The organism is Deinococcus planocerae (assembly GCF_002869765.1).
In the GTDB taxonomy this organism is placed as follows: Bacteria; Deinococcota; Deinococci; order Deinococcales; family Deinococcaceae; genus Deinococcus; species Deinococcus planocerae.
This window is the reverse complement of the sequence record NZ_PNOR01000017.1, coordinates 47,274-66,233: the sequence shown is the minus strand read 5'-3', so window position 1 is coordinate 66,233 and position 18,960 is coordinate 47,274. Positions and strand designations below refer to the sequence as shown.

Below are 18,960 nucleotides of genomic sequence, written 5' to 3'. Positions count from 1 at the left end.
TCTCCGCCTTCTCAGGAAGGGGCATGAACGATGGCCGACACCCGACCGTTTCGTTATCGGGCGACTTTTCAGGATCCCCAGCAGGCGAAGGAGGACTTCGCCGCCGTCTCGGCGCTGCACCGGGCCGGGCTGCTCGGCACGTACAGCGCCGCCCTGATCACCCGGGACCGCTCGGGCGAGGTGCGGCTTTCTACCCGGGAGCTGCCCGCCGAACGCGCCGCGCTGCTGGGCGCCCTCCTCGGGGCCGTGCTCGGTCGGCTGCTCCACCTGTCCCCGCTCGTCGGGGGCCTGCGTCGCGGCGATCCGCTGGCGGGCGGAGATTCCGGGCGCGGGCGAGTGGCTGGTCGGCCTCAGCGGCCTGCTGCTCGTGATCCTGGGCATCCTGCTCTTGCTCAATCCGCTCGCCGGGATCATCACGACCGCGTACCTCGTCGGGTTCTACGCCGTCATCGCGGGCATCGTGCTGACCCTGCTGGGCTTTTCGGCTGCGGAGTCTGTAGCTCCCTGCCTGGCAGGGTAGGCCCCGGCGGCCCGACACCGAAATCAGAAGGGAGGGCAGTCCCATGACCGGACCCACGCAGACGGCGCCCATCCAGACGACCACATCCCTCCCCCCCTCGCCCCACATGGTCTGGATTCCGGGGGGCACCTTCCGGATGGGCTCGGACGAGTTCTACCCCGAGGAGCGCCCCGCCCACCGCGTCACCGTGGACGGGTTCTGGATGGACGAGCACCCCGTCACGAACGCCGAGTTCGCCCGCTTCGTCCGGGCCACCGGGTACGTGACGGTGGCCGAGCGGGCGCCCGACCCCGAGGGCTACCCCGGCATCGACCCGGCCCTGCTCGTTCCCGGCTCGCTGGTGTTCCGGCGCCCGGGGGGCCGCGTCGACCTGCGCGACCCCGCGCACTGGTGGGCCTACGTCCCCGGCGCGTGCTGGCGTCACCCCGAGGGACCCGGAAGCACCCTCGACGGACGCTACCGCCACCCCGCCGTCCACCTCGCCCATGAGGACGCCGCCACCTACGCGGCCTGGATGGGCAAGACGCTCCCCACCGAGGCGGAGTGGGAGTTCGCCGCGCGCGGGGGGCTGGACGGCGCTCGCTACGTCTGGGGCGACGACCCCACGCCGGGGGGGCAGCAGATGGCGAACACCTGGCAGGGCGAGTTCCCGTGGCTGAACCTGGAGTTGGACGGGTACGCGGGCACCTCCCCGGTGTGCGTCTTCCCGCCGGGCGGCTACGGCCTCTACGACATGGCGGGCAACGTGTGGGAGTGGACGAGCGACTTCTTCCGGCCCCGTCACCCGGGCGAGGCGGGGGGGGCGTGCTGCATCCCCCGCAACCCCCGGGTGGACTCGGCGGGGGGGAGCCACCCGTCCGGGGGGCCGGACGCCCAGATTCCGCGCCGTGTTCTCAAGGGCGGCTCGCACCTGTGCGCCCCGAACTTCTGCCTGCGTTACCGCCCGGCGGCCCGCCAGGGCGAGGCGGTGGACACGTCCACGGGTCACATCGGTTTTCGCTGCGTCGTCCGGGCGACGTGAGGCCCGGCAGGGGAGGAACGTATGGGTTGTCTGTTCGGCATCTTCGCGGGTCTCTTTCCCCGGCTGGGTGTGCTCCTGATCTGGCTGGCGCGGCCCGTTCTCTTCACCGCCGCGTTTGGCGGGGCGTGGTTGCTGCCGATTCTCGGGGTGATCTTCCTGCCCTTTACCACGCTGCTCTACGTCCTGCTGTGGACCCCGGCGGGGCTCCCCGCGCTGAGCTGGCTGTGGCTGCTCCTGGCGGTGCTGCTGGACCTCGGCGGCTGGGGCAGCTCGGGGTACGCCAACCGGGGCCGCTACGTCGGGCGGCGGGCGTGAGGGGCATCCATGTTTGAGTTCCTGCAACGGCTCGCCGGGTTCGCCGTCCCGATCTTCGTGATCTCCACCATGCTCAACGTCGGCCTGACCCAGAAGCTGCCCGACATCGTGGGGTACTGGAAGGAGTGGCCCTTCGTCCTCAAGATGCTGCTGGCGAACTTCGTCCTGGCCCCGCTGGTGATGATCCTGGCGGTGAACCTCTTCACCTTCCCCCCGGCGCTGGAGGCGGGCCTCCTGATCTTCGCGCTGTGCGCCGGGGCGCCCTTCCTGATCAAGCTCACCCAGACCTCGGAGCACGACCTCGCCCTGGGCGCCGCGACCATGCTGCTGCTGATGGTGGGCACGGTCATCTATGCGCCCCTGGTGCTGCCCCTGGTGCTGGAAGGGATCAGCGTGAATGCCTGGGCGGTCGCCCGTTCGCTGTTCCTGCAACTGCTGCTTCCCATCGCGGTCGGGATGCTGCTGGCGCAATTTCTGACCGGGTTCGCCAAGACGATTCAGCCGTGGGCCGCGAAGATCGGCAACTACGCCCTGTACGTGGTGCTCGGCGCGACCCTGATCGGCTACCTGCCCAACATGCTGGACATCGTGGGGACGGGGGCCATCCTGCTCGGTGTCGTGTTCGTGCTCGCGGCGTTCGGCATCGGGTACGTGCTGGGCAAGGGCGAGGACCACACCGAGGACGTGGGCGCCCTGGGCACCGCGCAGCGCAACACCGCCGCCGGGCTGATCATCGCCACCCAGAACTTCAGCGACCCCAACGTGCTGGTGATCCTGACGCTCTCCAACGCGCTGGGCATCGTCATGCTGCTCTTCCTCGCCCGCAGGCTCAGCCGCGACAACGAGGGCCAGACCGAGCAGGCTTGATCGTCACCCATCTCGTGGGGCAGCTCACGGCGGGAAATTTAGGGAGGGAACGTATGGCGAAAGAAAACGGCGGGGACGAACAGAAGAAAGCGCAGCCCAAGGACGGACAGGGCGGCGGGCAGCAGCGGCCCAACATCCTGGTCCTGTGCATCGACCAGTGGGACGTGCATATGAGGTTGCCGGAAGGCGTGGAATTGCCCGCCCTGGAACGCCTCCAGAATCAGGGGGTCACCTTCGACCGCCACTACTGCACCGTGCCGATCTGCACGCCGTCCCGCGCGACGATGTGGACCGGGCAGCACGCCAAGAAGGTCGGGCTGTGGGACAACACCAACTTCGCCTGGATTCCGACGGGCCTCTCGCCCGACGTGCCGACCCTGGGCACCATGCTGCGCGAGCAGGGGTACTACACGGCGTTCAAGGGCAAGTGGCACCTCAGCGAGTCCAAGCCGGGGCCGGGGATGCTGGAACCCTACGGCTTCGCCGACTACCAGGAGTGGGGCGACATGTTCGGCTCTCCCCTCCAGGGCGAGATGCTCGACGGCACGGTCGCCTTCGAGACGGCGGACTGGCTGGAGAACATCGCGCCGGGGATAGACCAGCCGTGGCTCCTCGTCGTCGGCATGGTCAACCCGCACGACATCATGTTCTACTACTCGGACTCAGAGGCCGAGTTCCCCGAGGGCGGACCCATTTTCAAGAACATGCTGCATCCGGCGCAAAAACTCGGCTTCTTCCAGGACTGGGACCCCGAGTTGCCCGCCAACGTGCACGACGACCTCTTGCAGCAGCCGATGGGCGTGCATTCCTACCAGGAAAACATCCGCATGGTGTACGGGGCGCCGCCCGAGGGCCGCGACGACCTCTGGAAGTCCCGGCGCAACTACCTGATCAACTGTATGCGCCGGGTGGATATCGAATTCCAGCGGATTCTCGACGTGCTCGACCGGCAGAACCTCTGGGAGAACACCATCGTGATCTACACCAGCGACCACGGCGAGATGAACGGTGCCCACGGGATGCACCAGAAGGGCGCGATCCACTACGACGAGGCCGCCATCGTCAACATGACGGCGGTCGTGCCCGGCGGGCCGCAGGGCCAGCGCACGGGCTCGGTCGGCTCGCACGTGGACCTCGTGCCCACGCTGCTCGACTTCGCCGGGCTGGGCGAGGACGAGATGCGCCTGCGCTACCCGCAGCTCCGGGGGCGGTCGCTGCGCGGGGCGATCCTCCACCCGGAGCAGCCGGGGCCGCGCGGGAGTGCCCAGCAGCCGGGCGACGGGGCACTCATTACCTGGGACGGCCTGAACATGCTCGACCCCGAGTGGAATGCCAGCGGGGGGCTGGGCGCCGTCTCCGACCTGGGAGCGGGCTTCAAGGACGGCCCCGACGCGGCCCTCAAGGAGGCGGGCGAGAAGTACGGTGCCCCCGATTTCGGACGGCGGACCTTTTTCCGCGCGGTCGTGGACGGTCAGTACAAGCTGGTGCGCTGGTTCAACCCCCAGGAGTACGCCCGGCCCGGTAACCTGAACGACCTCTACCGCCAGAGCGACGTGACCCTGCACGATCTGGTGAACGACCCCGGCGAGATGGAAAACCTCGCCAGCCTGGACCACCCGGGGTACGACCCGGCGGTCCTGAAGCGGATGCTGGGCAAGCTGGGCGCCCTGATCGAGCGCGAGCTGGACGACGACGACTGCCCCTTCGACCTGAACATGTTCGGCACCCGCGAGATGAAGTACAAGCAGGCGAAAGCCGAGGCGAGCGGGGATGACTGACCCGGCTACCCCCATAAGAGGAAGCGGCCCGCCCCCATGAGCGGTCTCAATCTGCGCACCCTCCCCAACGATCTCGTCGCCGGGCTGGTCAACGGCGTGGCGAGCGTGCCGTCCAGCATGGCGACGGCGGCGCTCGCGGGCGTCAACCCGGTTTTCGGCCTGTACGCCATCACCGTCGCGCCCGCCGTGGGGAGCCTCCTCGCCAGCTCGCAGATGATGCAGGTGGCGACCACCGGAGCGTCCGCCCTGACGGCGAGCCAAGCCATCGCGGGCTACTCGGAGAATCAGCGGGCCGAAGCCCTTTTCCTCGTCGTCGCGCTCGCGGGCGTCTTCCTGGCGATCTTCGGGCTGCTGAAGGCCGGACGCCTGGTGCGCTACGTCTCCTACCCGGTGATGACCGCCTTTCTCTCCGGGGTGGCGCTCGTGCTCGTCTTCGACCAGTCGGCCCAACTCGTCGGCTACAGCCCCCAGGGGCAGACCAGCATCGGGGAGTTCGTGGACCTGCTGCGGAACCTCGGGCAGATCAGCATTCAATCCACCCTCGTCGGGCTGCTTGCGCTCGCCATCATCGTGGGGCTGTCGCGGACGCGGCTGAGCAATGTCTCCTCGCTCATCGGGCTGGCGATCCCGACCGCCATCGTCGCGTTCTGGCGGCCCGACGATGTCCAGATCGTGTCCGACGTGAGTACGATCCCGCGTGGCCTGCCGCCGTTCGGGCTGCCGGACCTCAGCCTGCTCTCGGCCAACCTGGTCTTCTCGGCGTTCGCCCTCGCGGTCGTCGTCGCCATCCAGGGCGCGGGCATCAGCCAGAGCTACAAGAACCCGGACGGCAGCCGGGCCAACCCTTCGCGCGACATGTTCGCGCAGGGGGCCGCCAACGTCGCCGGGAGCCTCGTGTCGGGGATGCCCACCGGCGGCTCGGTCGGGCAGACCGCGCTGAACGTGAGCGCCGGGGGCAAGAGCCGCCTGGCGGGCATCTTCCACAGCCTGTCCATGCTGGCGATCATCCTGCTGGTGCCGGGCCTGGTGAGCCTCGTCCCCATGCCCGTGCTCGCCGCCGTGATGATCGTGGCCGGGGTCGGCGCGATCCGCTTCGCGGACTTCGGCGCCATCTGGCGCACCGCCGGGTCGGGTCGGTGGGTGCTGGTCGTGACTTTCCTCGCGTCGCTCCTCGTCTCGGTGGCGGCGGCGGTCGCCATCGGTGTCGTGGCGGCGGTCGTGCTCAGCCTCTCCTCCGCGGCGAGTGACGTGAGGGTGCGGGCCCTCGTGCAGCAGGAGGACGGCGAGATTCACATCGTGGACCCGCCGAAGAAGCTGCCGAGCCGCAGCATCACCGTGATCGAGGTCTACGGCATCCTCTTCTTCGCGGCGGCCCGCACGCTCGGCGACCGTCTGCCGGACCCTGCCGGGGCCGAGCGTCCCGTGGTGGTGTTGCGCCTGCGGGGGAATCACCAGATCGGTTCGACGCTGATCGAGGTCCTGAACGACTACGCGCACGAGCTGGCGGAGGCGGGCGGGCGTCTCTACCTGGCGGGGATGGACGAGCAGGTGGGTGAGCGCCTCCAGCGCGCGCGCAAGTTCGATCTCGACAAGGAGGTCGTCCTCGTCCCGGCAAGTCACATCCTCGGGGGGGCGACGCAGGAGGCGGTGTCGGCGGGGGCCGAGTGGCTGCGCCAATTCGGGACCGACGTGGAAACGCGTGACGAAGTGGCGGCATGGAAGGATTGAGGCGTCAGGAGGGGCGGGGCGGGCGGCTGTTCCTCAGCGGGCCGGTGCGCCGGGAAAGTCCGCTGGGGGACGACCGTAGCGATTTGTCGGTCTATTTTCTGAGGACGCCTGGCTCGTTCACCCCCTCTGCTGCGCAGCTCTGCGAGCCCCAACATCCCCCCAGAGCACGCTTGATGCGCAATGGAAATTTGATGTGTAGGAGGCGCTCTTGTTCCCTCTCCCCTTGCGGGAGAGGGTTAGGGAGAGGGGTGGCGAGCCTCGCTCGCCCCGCTTCCAGACGACGAAAACCCTCCTGCCGCCCATTTCCAGTTCGTATCAAGCGTTCAAGGGGGAGAGGCAAAAGAAATAAATCCTCGCAGTGCTGTGATCATCCACCAGGGACGGGCCGGGAGAGGAACCATGAGTGACCCGATGCCCGCCACCGCCAAGGCCGCCCCCGGCGAGTCGCGCTGGGGCAAACTGCGGCAGGACACCATCGCCGGATTGATCAACGCCGTGGTCAGCGTCCCCGACGGGCTGGCCTCGGCGGCGCTGGCGGGGGTGAATCCGGTCTATGGCCTGTACACCAGCATCGCCGCGCCCGTCGCCGGGAGTGCCCTGGTCAGCGCCCAACTGATGCAGGTGTCCACCACCACCGCCTCGGCCCTGGCGGCGGGGCAGGCCATCGCGAGCTATCCGGCGGCCCAGCGGGACGGGGCGCTGTTCCTGCTCGTCCTGCTCGTCGGCGTCTTCCTGGCGATCTTCGGCGTGCTGCGGCTGGGGAGGCTGGTGCGTTTCGTGTCGCACGCGGTGATGACCGGCTTCCTGACCGGGGTGGCGGCGGTGCTCGTCCTCGATCAGCTCGCGCCGTTGGTGGGGTACAGCCCCCGGGGGGCGAACGAGATTGTGCAGTTCGTGGACCTGCTGCGGAACCCCGCGCAGTTCAACGTGCCCACCGTCGTGACGGGCGTGGTGGCCCTCGCCCTCGTCTTCGGGCTGGCGCGGACCCGGCTCGCCACGCTGGCCTCCCTGGTCGCGCTGGTGGTGCCGACGCTGCTGGTCGTTTTGCTGGGCTGGGGGGCGGTGCAGCAGGTGGCGGACGTGAGTCCCATCCCGCGCGGCCTGCCCACACTGACGCTGCCCGACCTTGGCCTGCTCTCGCCCGCGCTGCTGCTGGCGGCCCTCTCGCTCGCGGTGGTGATCGCCGTGCAGGGGGCGGGGGTCAGCCAGAGCGTGGAGAACCCCGATGGCCGCCCGGTCAACCCCTCGCGGGACATGATCGCGCAGGGGGTGGCAAACGCGGCGAGTGGCCTGCTCTCGGGCATCCCAGCGGGCGGCTCGGTCGGTCAGACGGCGCTCAATGTCAGTATCGGCGCGCGCACCCGCTGGGCGGGCATCTTCGGCGGCGTCTGGATGCTCGCCATCGTGTTGCTCTTTCCGAGTCTCGTCGGGCGGGTGCCGATGGCGGTCCTCGCGGCGCTGATGATTCAGGCGGGCATTAGCGCGATCAACACGCGCGAGGTGCGCTCCATCTGGAAGACGGGTGGCGCAGCCCGCTGGGCGATCCTCGTGACCTTCGCGGCGACGCTGGTGCTCTCGGTGCCCGTCGCAGTGGCGGTGGGCGTCGGGCTGACGGTGATCCTCTTCCTGTCCTCCTCGGCGAGCGACGTGACCGTGCGCGAGCGCCTCACCCTGCCCGACGGGCGCGTGGCCGAGGTTGTCCCGCCGAAGACCCTGCCCAGCGAACAGGTCATCGTGCTCGACGTGTACGGCAGCCTCTTTTTCGCGGGGGCGCGGACCCTGCGGGAAGCCCTGCCCAGCCCCCAGGGGAGCACCCGCCCGGCGGTGGTGCTGCGCCTGCGGGGCCGGACCCGGGTGGGCGCCACCCTGATTGAGGTGCTCGACGACTACGCCGACGACCTCGCGGAGGTAGGCGGGCGGCTGTACCTCAGCGGGGTGGACGAGGACGTGGGCGAGCAACTGCGGGAGGCGGGCAAGCTCGACATGGGCGGCTCCGTCCATGTGGTGCCCGCCGGGGACGTGATCGGCGCCTCGACGGACCAGGCCGTGACCTCCGCGAGGGGCTGGCTGGGCAGCATGCGAAGCGACACGCCGCGTATGAAGAGGGCCTAGGGGACGAGGAGACAGAATGTTTCAAGAGCTTCAACAATGGGCCGTCCAGATCGAGAGGTTTCTCGAATACAACCGCGACGTGGGAGACGTGGGGGGCCTCGCGATGGCCCTGCGGACGCTCCTGATCTACGCCTTCTCGTTGTTTCTGGTCCGCATCGGCAACAAACGCTTTCTGGCCCAGGCGTCGGCCTTCGACGTGATCATCGGCATCATGCTCGGCTCGGTAATGAGCCGCGCCATCAACTCCTCGGCCCCGCTCTTTCCCACCCTGGGGGCCGGGCTGGTCCTCGTCGGGCTCCACTGGTCGCTGAACAGGCTGTCCTACCATCTCGACTGGCTGGGTCCCCTCCTGAAGGGCAACCCGGTGCTCCTGATCAGAAACGGGGAACTTCATCAGGATGGGTTGAGGAAAAGCGGCATCTCCGAAGGTGACCTCGAACAGGCGCTGCGGCTGCAAGCCCAGGAGACGGACCCTTCCGGGATCAAGCTCGCCTACCTGGAGCGCAACGGGAACGTCAGCGCGATGACCAAAGAGAGTGAGCCGCGCGTGTTGGAGGTCAAGGTGGAGGACGGCGTGCAGACGGTGCGGATCAAGGTGGAGTAGCAGGGCGTGGCCGGGGAAGGAAGTAGAGCTGGGGGACGGCAGCGACGGGTGAAAGCGCCGAATGGACGACTCAAGACCACAGGGAGGGCAAGCTATGGATCTCGGTTTGCAGGGCAAAACGGCGCTCGTCACGGGCGCGGGCTCCGGCATCGGGCGGGCGGTGGCGCTCACCTTTGCGGCGGAGGGAGCGAACGTCGTCCTGACCGACCTGAAGCAGGAGGGCCTGGACGAGACGCTGGAGCGGATGCGGCAGGCGGGCTCCGGTGAGGGCGCGACCCTGATCGCGGACGCGGGCAACCCGGAGGACCACCAGAGGGCCGTGGACCTGGCCGCGGAGCGGTTCGGGGGCCTGTACGCCGCCTGCAACAACGCGGGGATCGGCGGCGAGTCGAACCCGGTGGCCGACCTCAGCCCCGAGGGCTTCCGCAAGGTGATCGAGGTCAACCTGCTGGGCGTCTTTTACGGGATGCACGCGCAGATTCCCGCCCTGCTGCGCGGCGAGGGCGGGGCCATCGTGAACATCGCCTCGATCCTGGGGCAGGTGGGCTGGGAGAACTCCTCACCCTACGTGTCCTCCAAGCACGGCGTGGTGGGCCTGACCCGCTCGGCGGCGCTGGAGTACGCGCGGCAGGGCGTGCGGGTCAACGCGGTCGGGCCCGGCTCTATCCAGACGCCGATTCTGGGCCAGGACCAGGCGGCGCTCGACCACCTGGCGTCGCTGCACCCGATGGGCCGGATGGGGCAGCCGGAGGAGATCGCCAACCTCGTCGTCTTCCTGTGCAGCCCGCGCGCCAGCCTGATGACGGGCGGCTACTCCCCGGCGGACGGCGGCTACCTGGCGAAGTAGGAAGCGGGGGGGGCGAGAGCGGCGGACTGTCCGCCCCTCACCAGGAGCCCGGTGCGGGGGCCCTGTGATGGCAGCCCACCCCGGTCTCGTGGCGGGGCATGGGGCCGCTACAGCGAGGCCCAGGGCGCCCCGTACCTGACCGCCGGGAGCGGGACAGCTCCGTCACCGTCCGCGCACGAGCGCCTCCCGAGCCGGCACGTTCGGCCACCCGACCTCGCCCCGAAAGGCCCCGACCCATGCAGAGACCGCCCTCCGTCCAGCCCCCCGTGCGGATCGTCAACCTGCTGCCCACCGCCCTGGTCGTCATCGGCCTGCTGCTGCTGCTGAACTTCTTCGGGCGGGTCAGCGCGTCGCTGCTCGCGGTCACGCTGGCCGTGCTGCTCGCCACCGCCCTGAACCCGGTGGTGGTCTTTTTCGAGCGGTGGATGTCGCGCGGGGTGGCCGCCGTGCTCACCGTGCTGGTGGTGCTGGGGGCGCTGGTGGGTCTGTTCTGGCTGGCCGTGCCGCCCATCGCCGCGCAGTTCGCCGACCTGCTTCAGGGGTTGCCCAGGGACGCCGCGCAACTGGAGGAGTACCTCAGGGAATGGCTGGACCGCACGCCCCAGCTCGCCGCCCTGGTGCAGCAGATCGACCTGGCCGCGCTGGCCCGGCGCGCGGCGTCCTGGCTGACCAACCTGTTTCCGGTGCTGCTGTCGGTCACGGGGTCGGTGGCGTCTTTCCTGTTTCTGGCGGTGGTCACCTTCATCACGCTGCTGTTCGCTCTGAGCAACCCCGTCCCCTTGATCAACGGGGTGCTGGGCGCCCTCCCGCAGCGGTACCGCCCCCAGGCCCGGGAGGCGCTGGCGAACGTGCTCAACCAGATGGGGGCCTGGGGCCGGGCCCAGGTGCTGGTCATGCTGATCATCGGTGTGGGCATGGCGGTCGGCCTGTATCTGCTGGGCGTCGAGAACTGGCTGGTCTTCGGGGTGATCAGCGCCCTCGGGGAACTGATCCCCAATATCGGCCCGATCCTCGCCGCCGTTCCGCCGGTCCTCTTCACGCTGCTGGGCGATCCGCAGCAGGCCCTGTACGTGGCGATCTACGCCGTCGTGCTGCAACAGGTCGAGGGAAACCTGATCGTGCCCTTCCTGATGGGCAGCGCCGCCAACCTGCACCCGTTCTCCATCACCGTGGGGGTGCTGCTCTTCGGCAGCGTCTTCGGGCTGATCGGCAGCGTCCTGACCGTGCCCTTCCTGATCATCATCAAGTCGGTCTACGAGACCTTTTACCTGGGCCGCCAGCCCGAGGTGTCCGAACAGAAGACCGAGGACCTGATCCACGGCGAGCTGGCGGACGCCTCCCCCGACGTGAAGGAAGGGAAGTGACGCCGCCCGCCCGGAGAGGTTCGTGCTCGCCCCTGCACGCCCCCAGCGCCGAAGCTCCCTCGCTCCCGGCGGGGGAGAGGGAACCCCGCCGAACGGGCCCCTGAGCTCAAGGTCCAGTGCTCGTCCGGTCCGGGGGCCCCGACCTGGCGGTCGTCGTCCACACCCCGCTGCCGGATGCTGCCGGAGCCGCGTCTTCAGCTCCTCGGTGATGAGTTCGCGGCGCAGGGTGCGGGGCGTCCACCGTCCGAGGCTGTCGGTGACGTTCAAGGTCCTCGGGCTGCCGCGCGTGACCCAGATGCGGCGGCCCGAGGCTCGGCAGGGACGTCACCTTGCCGCGCACGAACAGCTCCGGCACGGGTCCGTTCGGCATCAAACCTTCGCCCGGTCCACGGCTCCGGTCATTCCGGCCTCCTCGCGCCCCCGGTCGAACCATGAGGACCGGCCCTCGCGGGCCGTGGCATGATCGGCCCCATGAGACGCTCCCGCTGGCGGCTGTGGCGCCACGCTCGCGGCGCTGGGGGGAACGGCGCTCACGGCGCTGTTCGTGTGGCTGGCGGCGAGGGACCGGGCGAGACTCCCGCGCCGGACGCTGCTCTTCGCCTCGCTCGCGGCGCTGGCCGGGGTGGGGCTCACCGTCTGGCTGGTGTGGCGGGCCGCCGGGCCGGGGGTGCGGGTCCGTCATCCCCGCCGGGCGCTGCTCTTCGCCGCGCTCGTCGGGGTGGCGTTCACGGCGCTGGTCGCCTGGCTCCTGATCGGGCCGGTGGTGGAGGCGCCGCCGCAGGCCCAGGTCTTCCTGCGCGCCTACGTGGGGATGCTGGCGGCCAGCGTGAGCGTCACGGCGGGCTTCGCCCTGATGGGGGCGCTGAGTGCCCCCGCGCTGCCGCTCGCGTCCGTCGGCGTTCCGCCCCGCGCCGGGCCGTACCGGGTGGGCGTCACGCTGGGGGTCTCGGGCGGTCTGCTCCTGATCCCGGCCCTGCTGCTTCTGGTGGGGACGGCGGTGTACCGCGAGGGGGCGTTCGGCCCGGAGCTCCACCTCGGCGTGCTGCTCGCGGCGGTCTCGGGGCTGTACGGGCTGCTGTCGGGCGCCCTGCTGGGCCTGCTCACCGTGCGCGCCGGGCAGGTCTGGCGGCCCGCCGTGGCGGGGCTGCTCGGCGCGGGGCTGGGCGGGGCGATCTGCGGGCTGGTCTTCTCTCCCACCTCGGCCTGAGCGACGTGCTCCGGGGCGGCTGGGGCTTCTTGCTGCTCGTGGCGCTCCTCGTGGCGACCGTGCACCTGAGCTGGGGCATGGGCGTGCGCGCGGCGCTGGGGCGGTTGGTGACCCGGAGTCGGCGTCCCGGGGGGCGGGCGGTCCCTGTGCAGGCCGCCAGCCGCGTGCAGGTGAACGTGGTGGCGACCCTGGCCCTGCTGCTCCTGGGGGCGGGGGCGGGGCTGACCCGGACCCTGGGCGATTTCGTGACGACCCGCCCGGTGGACCCCGGCCCGCCGCGCGCCGCCCGCCCGCAGGAGGTCCCCGCCTGCCCCGAGCCCCGTGACCCGCTGGAGCACGCCGTCTGGCGCGTCACGGCGAGGGAGGGGGGACCGGACCTCTCGTGCCGCAACCGGCGTGCCGATCGGCCCCGGGGTGTGAACCTCTCCCCAAGCCCCCCGGCAGATTCCTCGCTTACGCTGGGCCATGACCTCACACCAGACGGAGCGCGGACGCGGCGCGGCCCTGGGCCGGACCCTCGGGCTGAGCGCCCTCCCCCTGGCCGCGTGGCTGGGCTGGACGGTTTACAGCCGCCTGCGTATTCCCCACGACCTGACGCCGCCGCCCGCCCTGGACGCCGAGCGGCGTACCCTCGGTGGCCGCGCGGGGCCCGTCAACGCCTACGTGGCCGGGTCCGGTGCCCCCCTGCTGCTCGTCCACAGCGTGAACGCCGCCGCCAGCGCCTACGAGGTCCGGCCCCTGTTCGAGCACTACCGCGCCTCCCGCCGGGTCTATGCCCTCGACCTGCCCGGTTTCGGCTTCTCCCGGCGGGGCGGCCGCGAGTACACCCCCCGCCTGATGACCGACGCCCTCCACGACGTGCTCGACGAGATCGCCCTGGAGAGCGGGGAGGAGCGGGTAGACGCCCTGGCCCTCTCGCTGGGCGGCGAATTCCTGGCCCGCGCCGCCTCCGAGCGCCCGGAGCGCTTCCGCTCGGTCACGCTGGTGACGCCCACCGGCTTCGGGAAAAGCGAGCAGTTCTACGGCGGCCTGGGCAGCACCCGGGGCAGCGCGGCGCTGAAGAGGGCCTACGAGCACCCGCTGCTGGGGCAACCCTTCTACGACCTGCTGGCGAGCGTGCCCAGCCTGCGTTTTTTCCTGGCGCTGACCTTCGGCTCGTTCGCGGCGGTCGACGAGGGGCTGTTGCGCTACGACTATCCCACCTCCCACGTGCCCGGCGCCCGCCACGCGCCTTTCGCCTTTATCAGCGGGACGCTCTTCAGCGCGGACATCGACCGGGTGTACGAGGCGCTGACCGTGCCGGTGTGGCTGGCCTACGGAACGCGCGACCGCTTCACCGACTTCGGGGACCTGAGCAACGTGGAGAGGCGGCCCAACTGGACGTTCGACCGCTTCGAGACGGGCGCCCTCGCGTACTTCGAGCAGCCCGGCCCCTTCATCTCCGCCTACGACGCTTTCCTCAGGCGGGCTGGGGCAAACTGACCCCCCGGGAGCCTTGCCCCATGAGCGCGCCCCCTCCACCCTTCGGTGGCCTCCACCACGTCAGCGCCCTCACCGCGCGGGCGGGGCGGGGCCACGCCTTCTCCACCCGCGTGCTGGGCCTGCCCCCGGTGAAAAGGACCGTCAACCAGGACGACCCGCACATGGACCACCTGTTCTCCGCGGACGGAGCGGGCAGCCCGGGCATGGAGGTGCCCCCCTTCGACTTTCCCCAGCCCTGAAGCTACGGGTGGATGCCGTCCACCTGGGCGCCCACCGCCTGCCGCAACCCCGCCCCGAGGGAGAGGAAGACCGTCAGACCCGCCGTGGCGACCCCCACGCTCAACCCCGTGAGAAGCGAGCGCGTGCGCCGGACGAGCAGCTCCCGCAGGGACAGCCTCACGAGTGGGCCGACGTGCCTCACGCCGGGCAGGATGGACGGTAGAACGCGTGGCCCGCCGACAACACCTCCACACCGGGGGCTGGGCCAGCTTAATTAATACAACGTGGGTTGCCTCGCCTCCCATCCACCTCCTTTTCCCGAGACAAGAGCATGTGGCCTTCCTCGAGGGAGGCGACCAGCATCACTGAGCTTCAGCCTGTGCCCATGCACCGTATAGGAACGTATACGGCTCGGTCTGGAATGGGACAACGTTTTGCGTCTTCCCAGTGCAGAGGCCTCCATAGGGCAAAGCCATATGGCTGTAGCAAAAGAGCAGGAGAGAGAGAGCAGGGAATGGAGTCCTTCCCATCGACTCTTCTCTATCCAAAAGTATGTATTAATTTATTCGGCGTCACACTTGGTTTTGCGCCCGGTCCCGGGTTCAGGTTGGCTCTTCCCAGCCTGCCACGGGGCATGATGGGGCGGGGAGACCTCGCAGGAGCACGTGGCGCTCCGGGTGCCCCGCGAGGGGGTCGCAGCGCATGAACAACCGACCGAGCACGGACCTGTGGGGTGTGGCTGAGGCGTACGAGGGGTACATGGGCCGCTGGAGCCGGGGGATCGCCCCGCTGTTCACCGCGTGGCTGGCGCCGGAGCCGGGCCGGAACTGGGTAGACCTCGGCTGCGGCACGGGCGCGCTCAGCGCCTGCGTCAGCCACACCTGCCGCCCGGGAAGCCTGCTCGGCCTGGACACGTCCGAGGGGTTCCTGGCCTACGCGGCGGGGCAGGTCCCGGGCGCCGCCTTCCGGGTGGGCGACGCCGCCGACACGCACCTGCCCTCCGGGGGGTTTGACTACGCGGTCAGCGGGCTGGTCCTGAACTTCGTTCCCGATCCGGCCCGCGCCCTGCGGGAGATGGCGCGCCTCGTGCGTCCCGGCGGGCGGGTGGCCCTCTACGTCTGGGACTACGCGGGCCAGATGCAGATCATGCGGCACTTCTTCGACGCGGCCCGCCCCATCGACCCGGGCTCGGTCGCGTTCGACGACGGCGTGAGGGCGCCCGTCTGCCGCCCGGGTCCGCTGCGGGCCGCCCTGACGGGCGCCGGGCTGGAGGACGTGGAGGTGACAGCCCTGGACCTCCCGGCGGCCTTCGACAGCTTCGAGGCGTACTGGGCCCCGTTTCTGGGGGGAACGGGGTCCGCGCCGAAGTACTGCGCGTCGCTCGACCCGCAGGTGCGTGAGCGCATCCGGCAGGCCGTTCGTGCGGCGCTCCCTACGGGGCCCGACGGGGAGATTTTGCTGGCGGTGCGCGCCTGGGCAGCGAAGGGCACCGTCCGCCCCTGAGCGCGGGGCCGGACCGGAAGCGGCGCCCCCCCACCCCCTCCTCAGGGGTCAGCGGCCCCGGGGGTCGGTGGCCTCGCGCAGGCCGTCCCCGACGAGGTTGAAGGCGAGCACGGTCAGGAAGATGGCGAGCCCGGGGAAAATCACCATCCAGGGCCCCTCGGCGAGAAAGCCGCGCCCGGCGTTGAGCATCGAGCCCCACGACGGCGCGGGGGGCTGCACCCCCAGCCCGAGGAAAGACAGGCTCGACTCGGCGAGCACGGCGTTGGCGATGGCGAGCGAGGTCTGCACGATCAGGGCGCCGCTGATGTTGGGCAGCAGGTGCCGGAAGACCAGCCGCCCGCCGCTGGCCCCCAGGGCGTGGGCCGCCTGCACGTACTCGCGCTCGCGCTGGGCGAGCACCTCGCCCCGGGTGATGCGGGCGAAGGCGGGGGCGGTGACGATGGCGATGGCGAGCATGGTGTTTTGCAGGCTGGGGCCCAGGATGGCCGCGAGCGCGATGGCGAGCACCAAAAAAGGCAGGGCGAGCATGGCGTCCACCAGGCGCATGATCACCTCGTCGAGCCAGCCCCGCGCGTACCCGGACACCAGGCCCAGCAGCGTCCCGACGAGAAGCGCCCCGGCCACGCTGAGCACCCCCGCGCTGAGCGACACCCGCGCCCCGTACAGCACCCGGCTGAGGATGTCGCGCCCCAGCTCGTCGGTGCCGAAGAGGTGCGAAGGGCCCGGGGCCGCGCGCAGGTCGGTGAAGAACACCTGCGTGGGGTCGTAGGGGCTGATCCAGGGGGCCAGCACGGCGAGCAGGATGAACAGGGCCAGGAGGAAGGCGCCGACGACGGCCAGGCGGTTTTTCAGGAAGCGCCGCGCGGGCTTGCCCAGCCGGAAGCGGCGGGCGGCGGGGGCGGGGACGGTCTGCTGCATCAGTGGTACCGGATGCGCGGATCGACCGCCGCGTACGCGAGATCGACAAGAAAGCTCACCAGAAACACGGCGACGGCAGACACGAGCACCACCCCCTGGATGACGGGCAGGTCGCGGGTGAACACCGCGTCCACGAGCAGGCGCCCGAAGCCCGGCACGCTGAAAATCTGCTCGGTGATCACGGCCCCGCCCAACAGCCCGCCGAGTTGCAGGCCGAACGCCGTGATCACGGGAATCAGGGCGTTGCGCAGCCCGTGCTTGAACATCACGCGGCCCCCCGTGACCCCCTTGGCGTGCGCGGTCCGCACGTAGTCCTGCGTCATGACCTCCAGCATGCTCGACCGCAGGTAGCGGGTCAGGACCGCCGCCGTCGGCACGCCGAGCGTCACGGCGGGGAGCAGCAGCAGCAGCAGGTTCCTCCCGGGGTCTTCCAGGAAGGGCACGTACCCGCTCGCCGGAATCCAGGCGAGCCGGATGCTGAAGAGGTAGATCAGGAGGATGCCCAGGAAGAAGCTCGGCAGGCTGATCCCGGACAGGGCGAGCAGCGTGAGCAGCCGGTCCACCCACGAGTTCTGCCGCATCGCGCTGAGAATCCCGGCGGGCAGGGAGATCAGCAGCGAGATCAGCATGGCGAAGACGGCGAGTTGCAGGGTGGTGGGCAGCTTGTCGGCGATGAGGCCCCCCACCGAGGTGTTGTCCTTCACGCTGGCGCCGAGGTCGAGCCGGGCCACGTCGCCCAGCCAGCGGAAGTACTGCTCGGGGACGGGGCGGTCGAGTCCCAGCGAGCGGCGCAGCTCCGCCACGGCGGCGGGGGTGGCCTCCTCACCGAGCAGCAGCCGGGCCGGGTCGCCGGGCAGGAGCTGCACCATGCCGAAGACCAGCACCGTCACGACGAGCAGGGTGGGCAGCGTGGAGAGCAGCCGCCTGATGGCGAATTGAAGCACGCGGGCTCCTTGAGAGGTCCCCGGGCCCCGGCCCGGGGAAGGAGGGTCACTTCAGGTCGGCGTCCTTGAAGCGGACGATCCCGTCCGGGACGGGCTTTAAGCCGCTCATCCCCTTCACCATGCCGACGAGGTTGTTGGGGTGGTAGACCCAGACGTAGGGCAGGTCGCTGTTGACCTGGTTGAGGGCCACGTTGTAGGTCGCGCTGCGGGCGTTCATGGAGTTCTGCGCCCGCGCCTTGGCGAGGAGCCCGTCCACCGTCTTGTTGCTGTACCCGGCCTGGTTGTTCGAGCCGTCCGTCACGAAGAAGTCGTAGATGTTGCCGTCCGGGTCGGGCCGCCCGCTCCAGCCCAGGATCAGCGCGTCGTAGTCCTGCTTGTCGGCGCGGTCGAGCAGCGTGCCGAACTCCACCTGCTGAATCCTGGCGTTGATCCCCGCCTGTGCGAACATCGCCTGGTAGAGCTGCGCGAGCTGGGTGGTCACGGTGCCGGGCGTGGTCAGCAGCGTGAAGGTCAGCGGCCTCCCCCCCAGCCGCTGCCGGGCGGCGTTCAGGTCCGGCGCGGGGATGCGGGTGTTCTTGTTGTAGACGGGCGTGCCGGGGGCGAAGGGACCCGCCGCGGGCTTGACCGTGTTGTAGAAGACCACTTTTGCCACCGCGTCGCGGTCGATGGTGGCCGCCACCGCCTGCCGGTTCGCCTTGTTGTTGAAAGGCGCGCGGGTGACATTGAACCAGATGCCCTGGAAGCCCAGGCCGGGGTAATTGAGCACCTCGAACTTCGGGTTTTGCTCCAGCCGGGAGATGTCCTTGGGGTCGATGGGCGTGATGACCTGCACGGCGCCCGACAGCAGGTTGGCCAGCCGCACGTCCCCGTCGGGGAAGGGGCGGTAGACCAGCCGGTCGATCTTCGGGGCCCCGTCCCAGTACCCCTTGTTGGCCTGGAGCGTCACGTTGTCCTGGCGCCTGCGGCTGACGAACTGGAAAGGACCGCTCCCCACCGGGCCGTTCTGGAAGTCCGCGCCCGCCTTCTGCGCCGCCGTGGGCGAGACGATCATGCCCGCGCGGTCGGTCAGGGTCGCGAGGAAGGGCCCGTACGGCTGCTTGAGCGTGACCTGGACGGTCTGGGGATTGATGACCTTGACCTCCTTCACGCTCGACAGCTCGTTCTTGCGGGCGCTGCCCTCCAGGGTCATGTTGCGGTCGAGCGAGTACTTGACCGCCGCGGCGTCCAGCGGCGTCCCGTCGTGGAACCGCACGCCCGGGCGCAGGGTGAAGGTGTATGTCAGGCCGCCGTTCGTGACCTTCCACGACCGCGCGATGCCCGGGACGATCTTGAGATTCTGGTCGAGGTCCACGAGCTTGTCGAAGATCTGGTTGAGCACCTGCCGGTCCACGAAAGCCGAGGAGAGCGCCGGGTCGAGCCGCGGCGGGTCGGCGTCGAGGCCGACGGTGACGGTCTGCGCCGAGGCGGCGCCGAGCGCGAGGAGGGTGAAGAGGGCCAGGGTGCGGGGAGCTGGGCGCATGGAAAACCTCCT

The 18,960-nt window shown here is 70.1% G+C and carries 18 protein-coding genes; 14 read left to right on the top strand and 4 right to left on the bottom strand.

Annotated elements, in window-relative coordinates:
• Positions 1 to 301 precede the first annotated feature (301 nt).
• The 13 genes from A7B18_RS11410 to A7B18_RS11350 all read left to right on the top strand — a co-directional run bounded on the left by A7B18_RS11410 (position 302) and on the right by A7B18_RS11350 (position 14,084).
• Positions 302 to 520: a DUF308 domain-containing protein gene (locus A7B18_RS11410; protein WP_102126824.1), complete on the top strand. Its 219-nt coding sequence runs from the start codon at positions 302 to 304 to the stop codon at positions 518 to 520.
• 43 nt (positions 521 to 563) lie between these two features.
• Positions 564 to 1,541, top strand: a complete 978-nt coding sequence (locus A7B18_RS11405) for a formylglycine-generating enzyme family protein (protein ID WP_219722124.1) — start codon at positions 564 to 566, stop codon at positions 1,539 to 1,541.
• 21 nt (positions 1,542 to 1,562) lie between these two features.
• Complete coding sequence (locus tag A7B18_RS11400; protein WP_102126823.1) at positions 1,563 to 1,856, top strand: hypothetical protein; 294 nt, start codon at positions 1,563 to 1,565, stop codon at positions 1,854 to 1,856.
• Positions 1,857 to 1,865: 9 nt separating this feature from the next.
• Positions 1,866 to 2,723 (top strand): bile acid:sodium symporter family protein, encoded by an 858-nt coding sequence (locus A7B18_RS11395; RefSeq protein WP_102126822.1) that lies wholly within the window; start codon positions 1,866 to 1,868, stop codon positions 2,721 to 2,723.
• A 53-nt stretch (positions 2,724 to 2,776) separates the two neighbouring features.
• Entirely contained in the window at positions 2,777 to 4,501 is a 1,725-nt protein-coding gene (locus A7B18_RS11390) for a sulfatase-like hydrolase/transferase (RefSeq protein WP_102126821.1), read from the top strand.
• A gap of 36 nt (positions 4,502 to 4,537) precedes the next feature.
• A complete protein-coding gene (locus A7B18_RS11385) occupies positions 4,538 to 6,229 on the top strand; it encodes a SulP family inorganic anion transporter (protein ID WP_102126820.1) in 1,692 nt (563 codons plus the stop codon).
• Between the two features lie 399 nt (positions 6,230 to 6,628).
• A complete protein-coding gene (locus tag A7B18_RS11380; protein WP_219722123.1) occupies positions 6,629 to 8,341 on the top strand; it encodes a SulP family inorganic anion transporter in 1,713 nt (570 codons plus the stop codon).
• 16 nt (positions 8,342 to 8,357) lie between these two features.
• A complete protein-coding gene (locus tag A7B18_RS11375) occupies positions 8,358 to 8,945 on the top strand; it encodes a DUF421 domain-containing protein (RefSeq protein WP_102126818.1) in 588 nt (195 codons plus the stop codon).
• A gap of 94 nt (positions 8,946 to 9,039) precedes the next feature.
• Positions 9,040 to 9,792 carry an SDR family NAD(P)-dependent oxidoreductase gene (locus A7B18_RS11370; protein WP_102126817.1) on the top strand — a complete coding sequence of 251 codons (753 nt, stop codon included), beginning with the start codon at positions 9,040 to 9,042 and terminating at the stop codon, positions 9,790 to 9,792.
• 236 nt (positions 9,793 to 10,028) lie between these two features.
• On the top strand, positions 10,029 to 11,156 hold the full coding sequence (locus tag A7B18_RS11365; RefSeq protein ID WP_180970121.1) for an AI-2E family transporter: 1,128 nt from the start codon (positions 10,029 to 10,031) through the stop codon (positions 11,154 to 11,156).
• Between the two features lie 544 nt (positions 11,157 to 11,700).
• Positions 11,701 to 12,363 (top strand): hypothetical protein, encoded by a 663-nt coding sequence (locus tag A7B18_RS11360; RefSeq protein WP_102126815.1) that lies wholly within the window; start codon positions 11,701 to 11,703, stop codon positions 12,361 to 12,363.
• Positions 12,364 to 12,828: 465 nt separating this feature from the next.
• Positions 12,829 to 13,845, top strand: coding sequence for an alpha/beta fold hydrolase (locus A7B18_RS11355; protein ID WP_102126814.1), 1,017 nt, complete (start codon positions 12,829 to 12,831; stop codon positions 13,843 to 13,845).
• A gap of 20 nt (positions 13,846 to 13,865) precedes the next feature.
• Positions 13,866 to 14,084 (top strand): VOC family protein, encoded by a 219-nt coding sequence (locus A7B18_RS11350; protein ID WP_102126813.1) that lies wholly within the window; start codon positions 13,866 to 13,868, stop codon positions 14,082 to 14,084.
• 2 nt (positions 14,085 to 14,086) lie between these two features.
• On the opposite strand, the gene A7B18_RS21445 is transcribed toward A7B18_RS11350, so the two are convergent.
• Complete coding sequence (locus A7B18_RS21445) at positions 14,087 to 14,266, bottom strand: hypothetical protein (protein WP_146009531.1); 180 nt, start codon at positions 14,264 to 14,266, stop codon at positions 14,087 to 14,089.
• Between the two features lie 500 nt (positions 14,267 to 14,766).
• Between A7B18_RS21445 and A7B18_RS11345 the strand changes: the two genes are divergently transcribed.
• Positions 14,767 to 15,567, top strand: coding sequence for a class I SAM-dependent methyltransferase (locus A7B18_RS11345; protein WP_102126812.1), 801 nt, complete (start codon positions 14,767 to 14,769; stop codon positions 15,565 to 15,567).
• A 48-nt stretch (positions 15,568 to 15,615) separates the two neighbouring features.
• Here the strand turns inward: A7B18_RS11345 and A7B18_RS11340 are convergent, their stop codons facing one another.
• From A7B18_RS11340 to A7B18_RS11330, 3 genes are read right to left on the bottom strand one after another with little or no spacing between them, the layout of a single operon-like run.
• Positions 15,616 to 16,485, bottom strand: coding sequence for an ABC transporter permease (locus tag A7B18_RS11340; protein WP_102126811.1), 870 nt, complete (start codon positions 16,483 to 16,485; stop codon positions 15,616 to 15,618).
• On the bottom strand, positions 16,485 to 17,429 hold the full coding sequence (locus A7B18_RS11335) for an ABC transporter permease (protein WP_102126810.1): 945 nt from the start codon (positions 17,427 to 17,429) through the stop codon (positions 16,485 to 16,487). Before A7B18_RS11335 ends, A7B18_RS11340 begins: the two co-directional genes overlap by 1 nt.
• 46 nt (positions 17,430 to 17,475) lie before the next feature.
• Positions 17,476 to 18,948, bottom strand: a complete 1,473-nt coding sequence (locus A7B18_RS11330) for an ABC transporter substrate-binding protein (protein ID WP_102126809.1) — start codon at positions 18,946 to 18,948, stop codon at positions 17,476 to 17,478.
• Positions 18,949 to 18,960 lie beyond the last annotated feature (12 nt).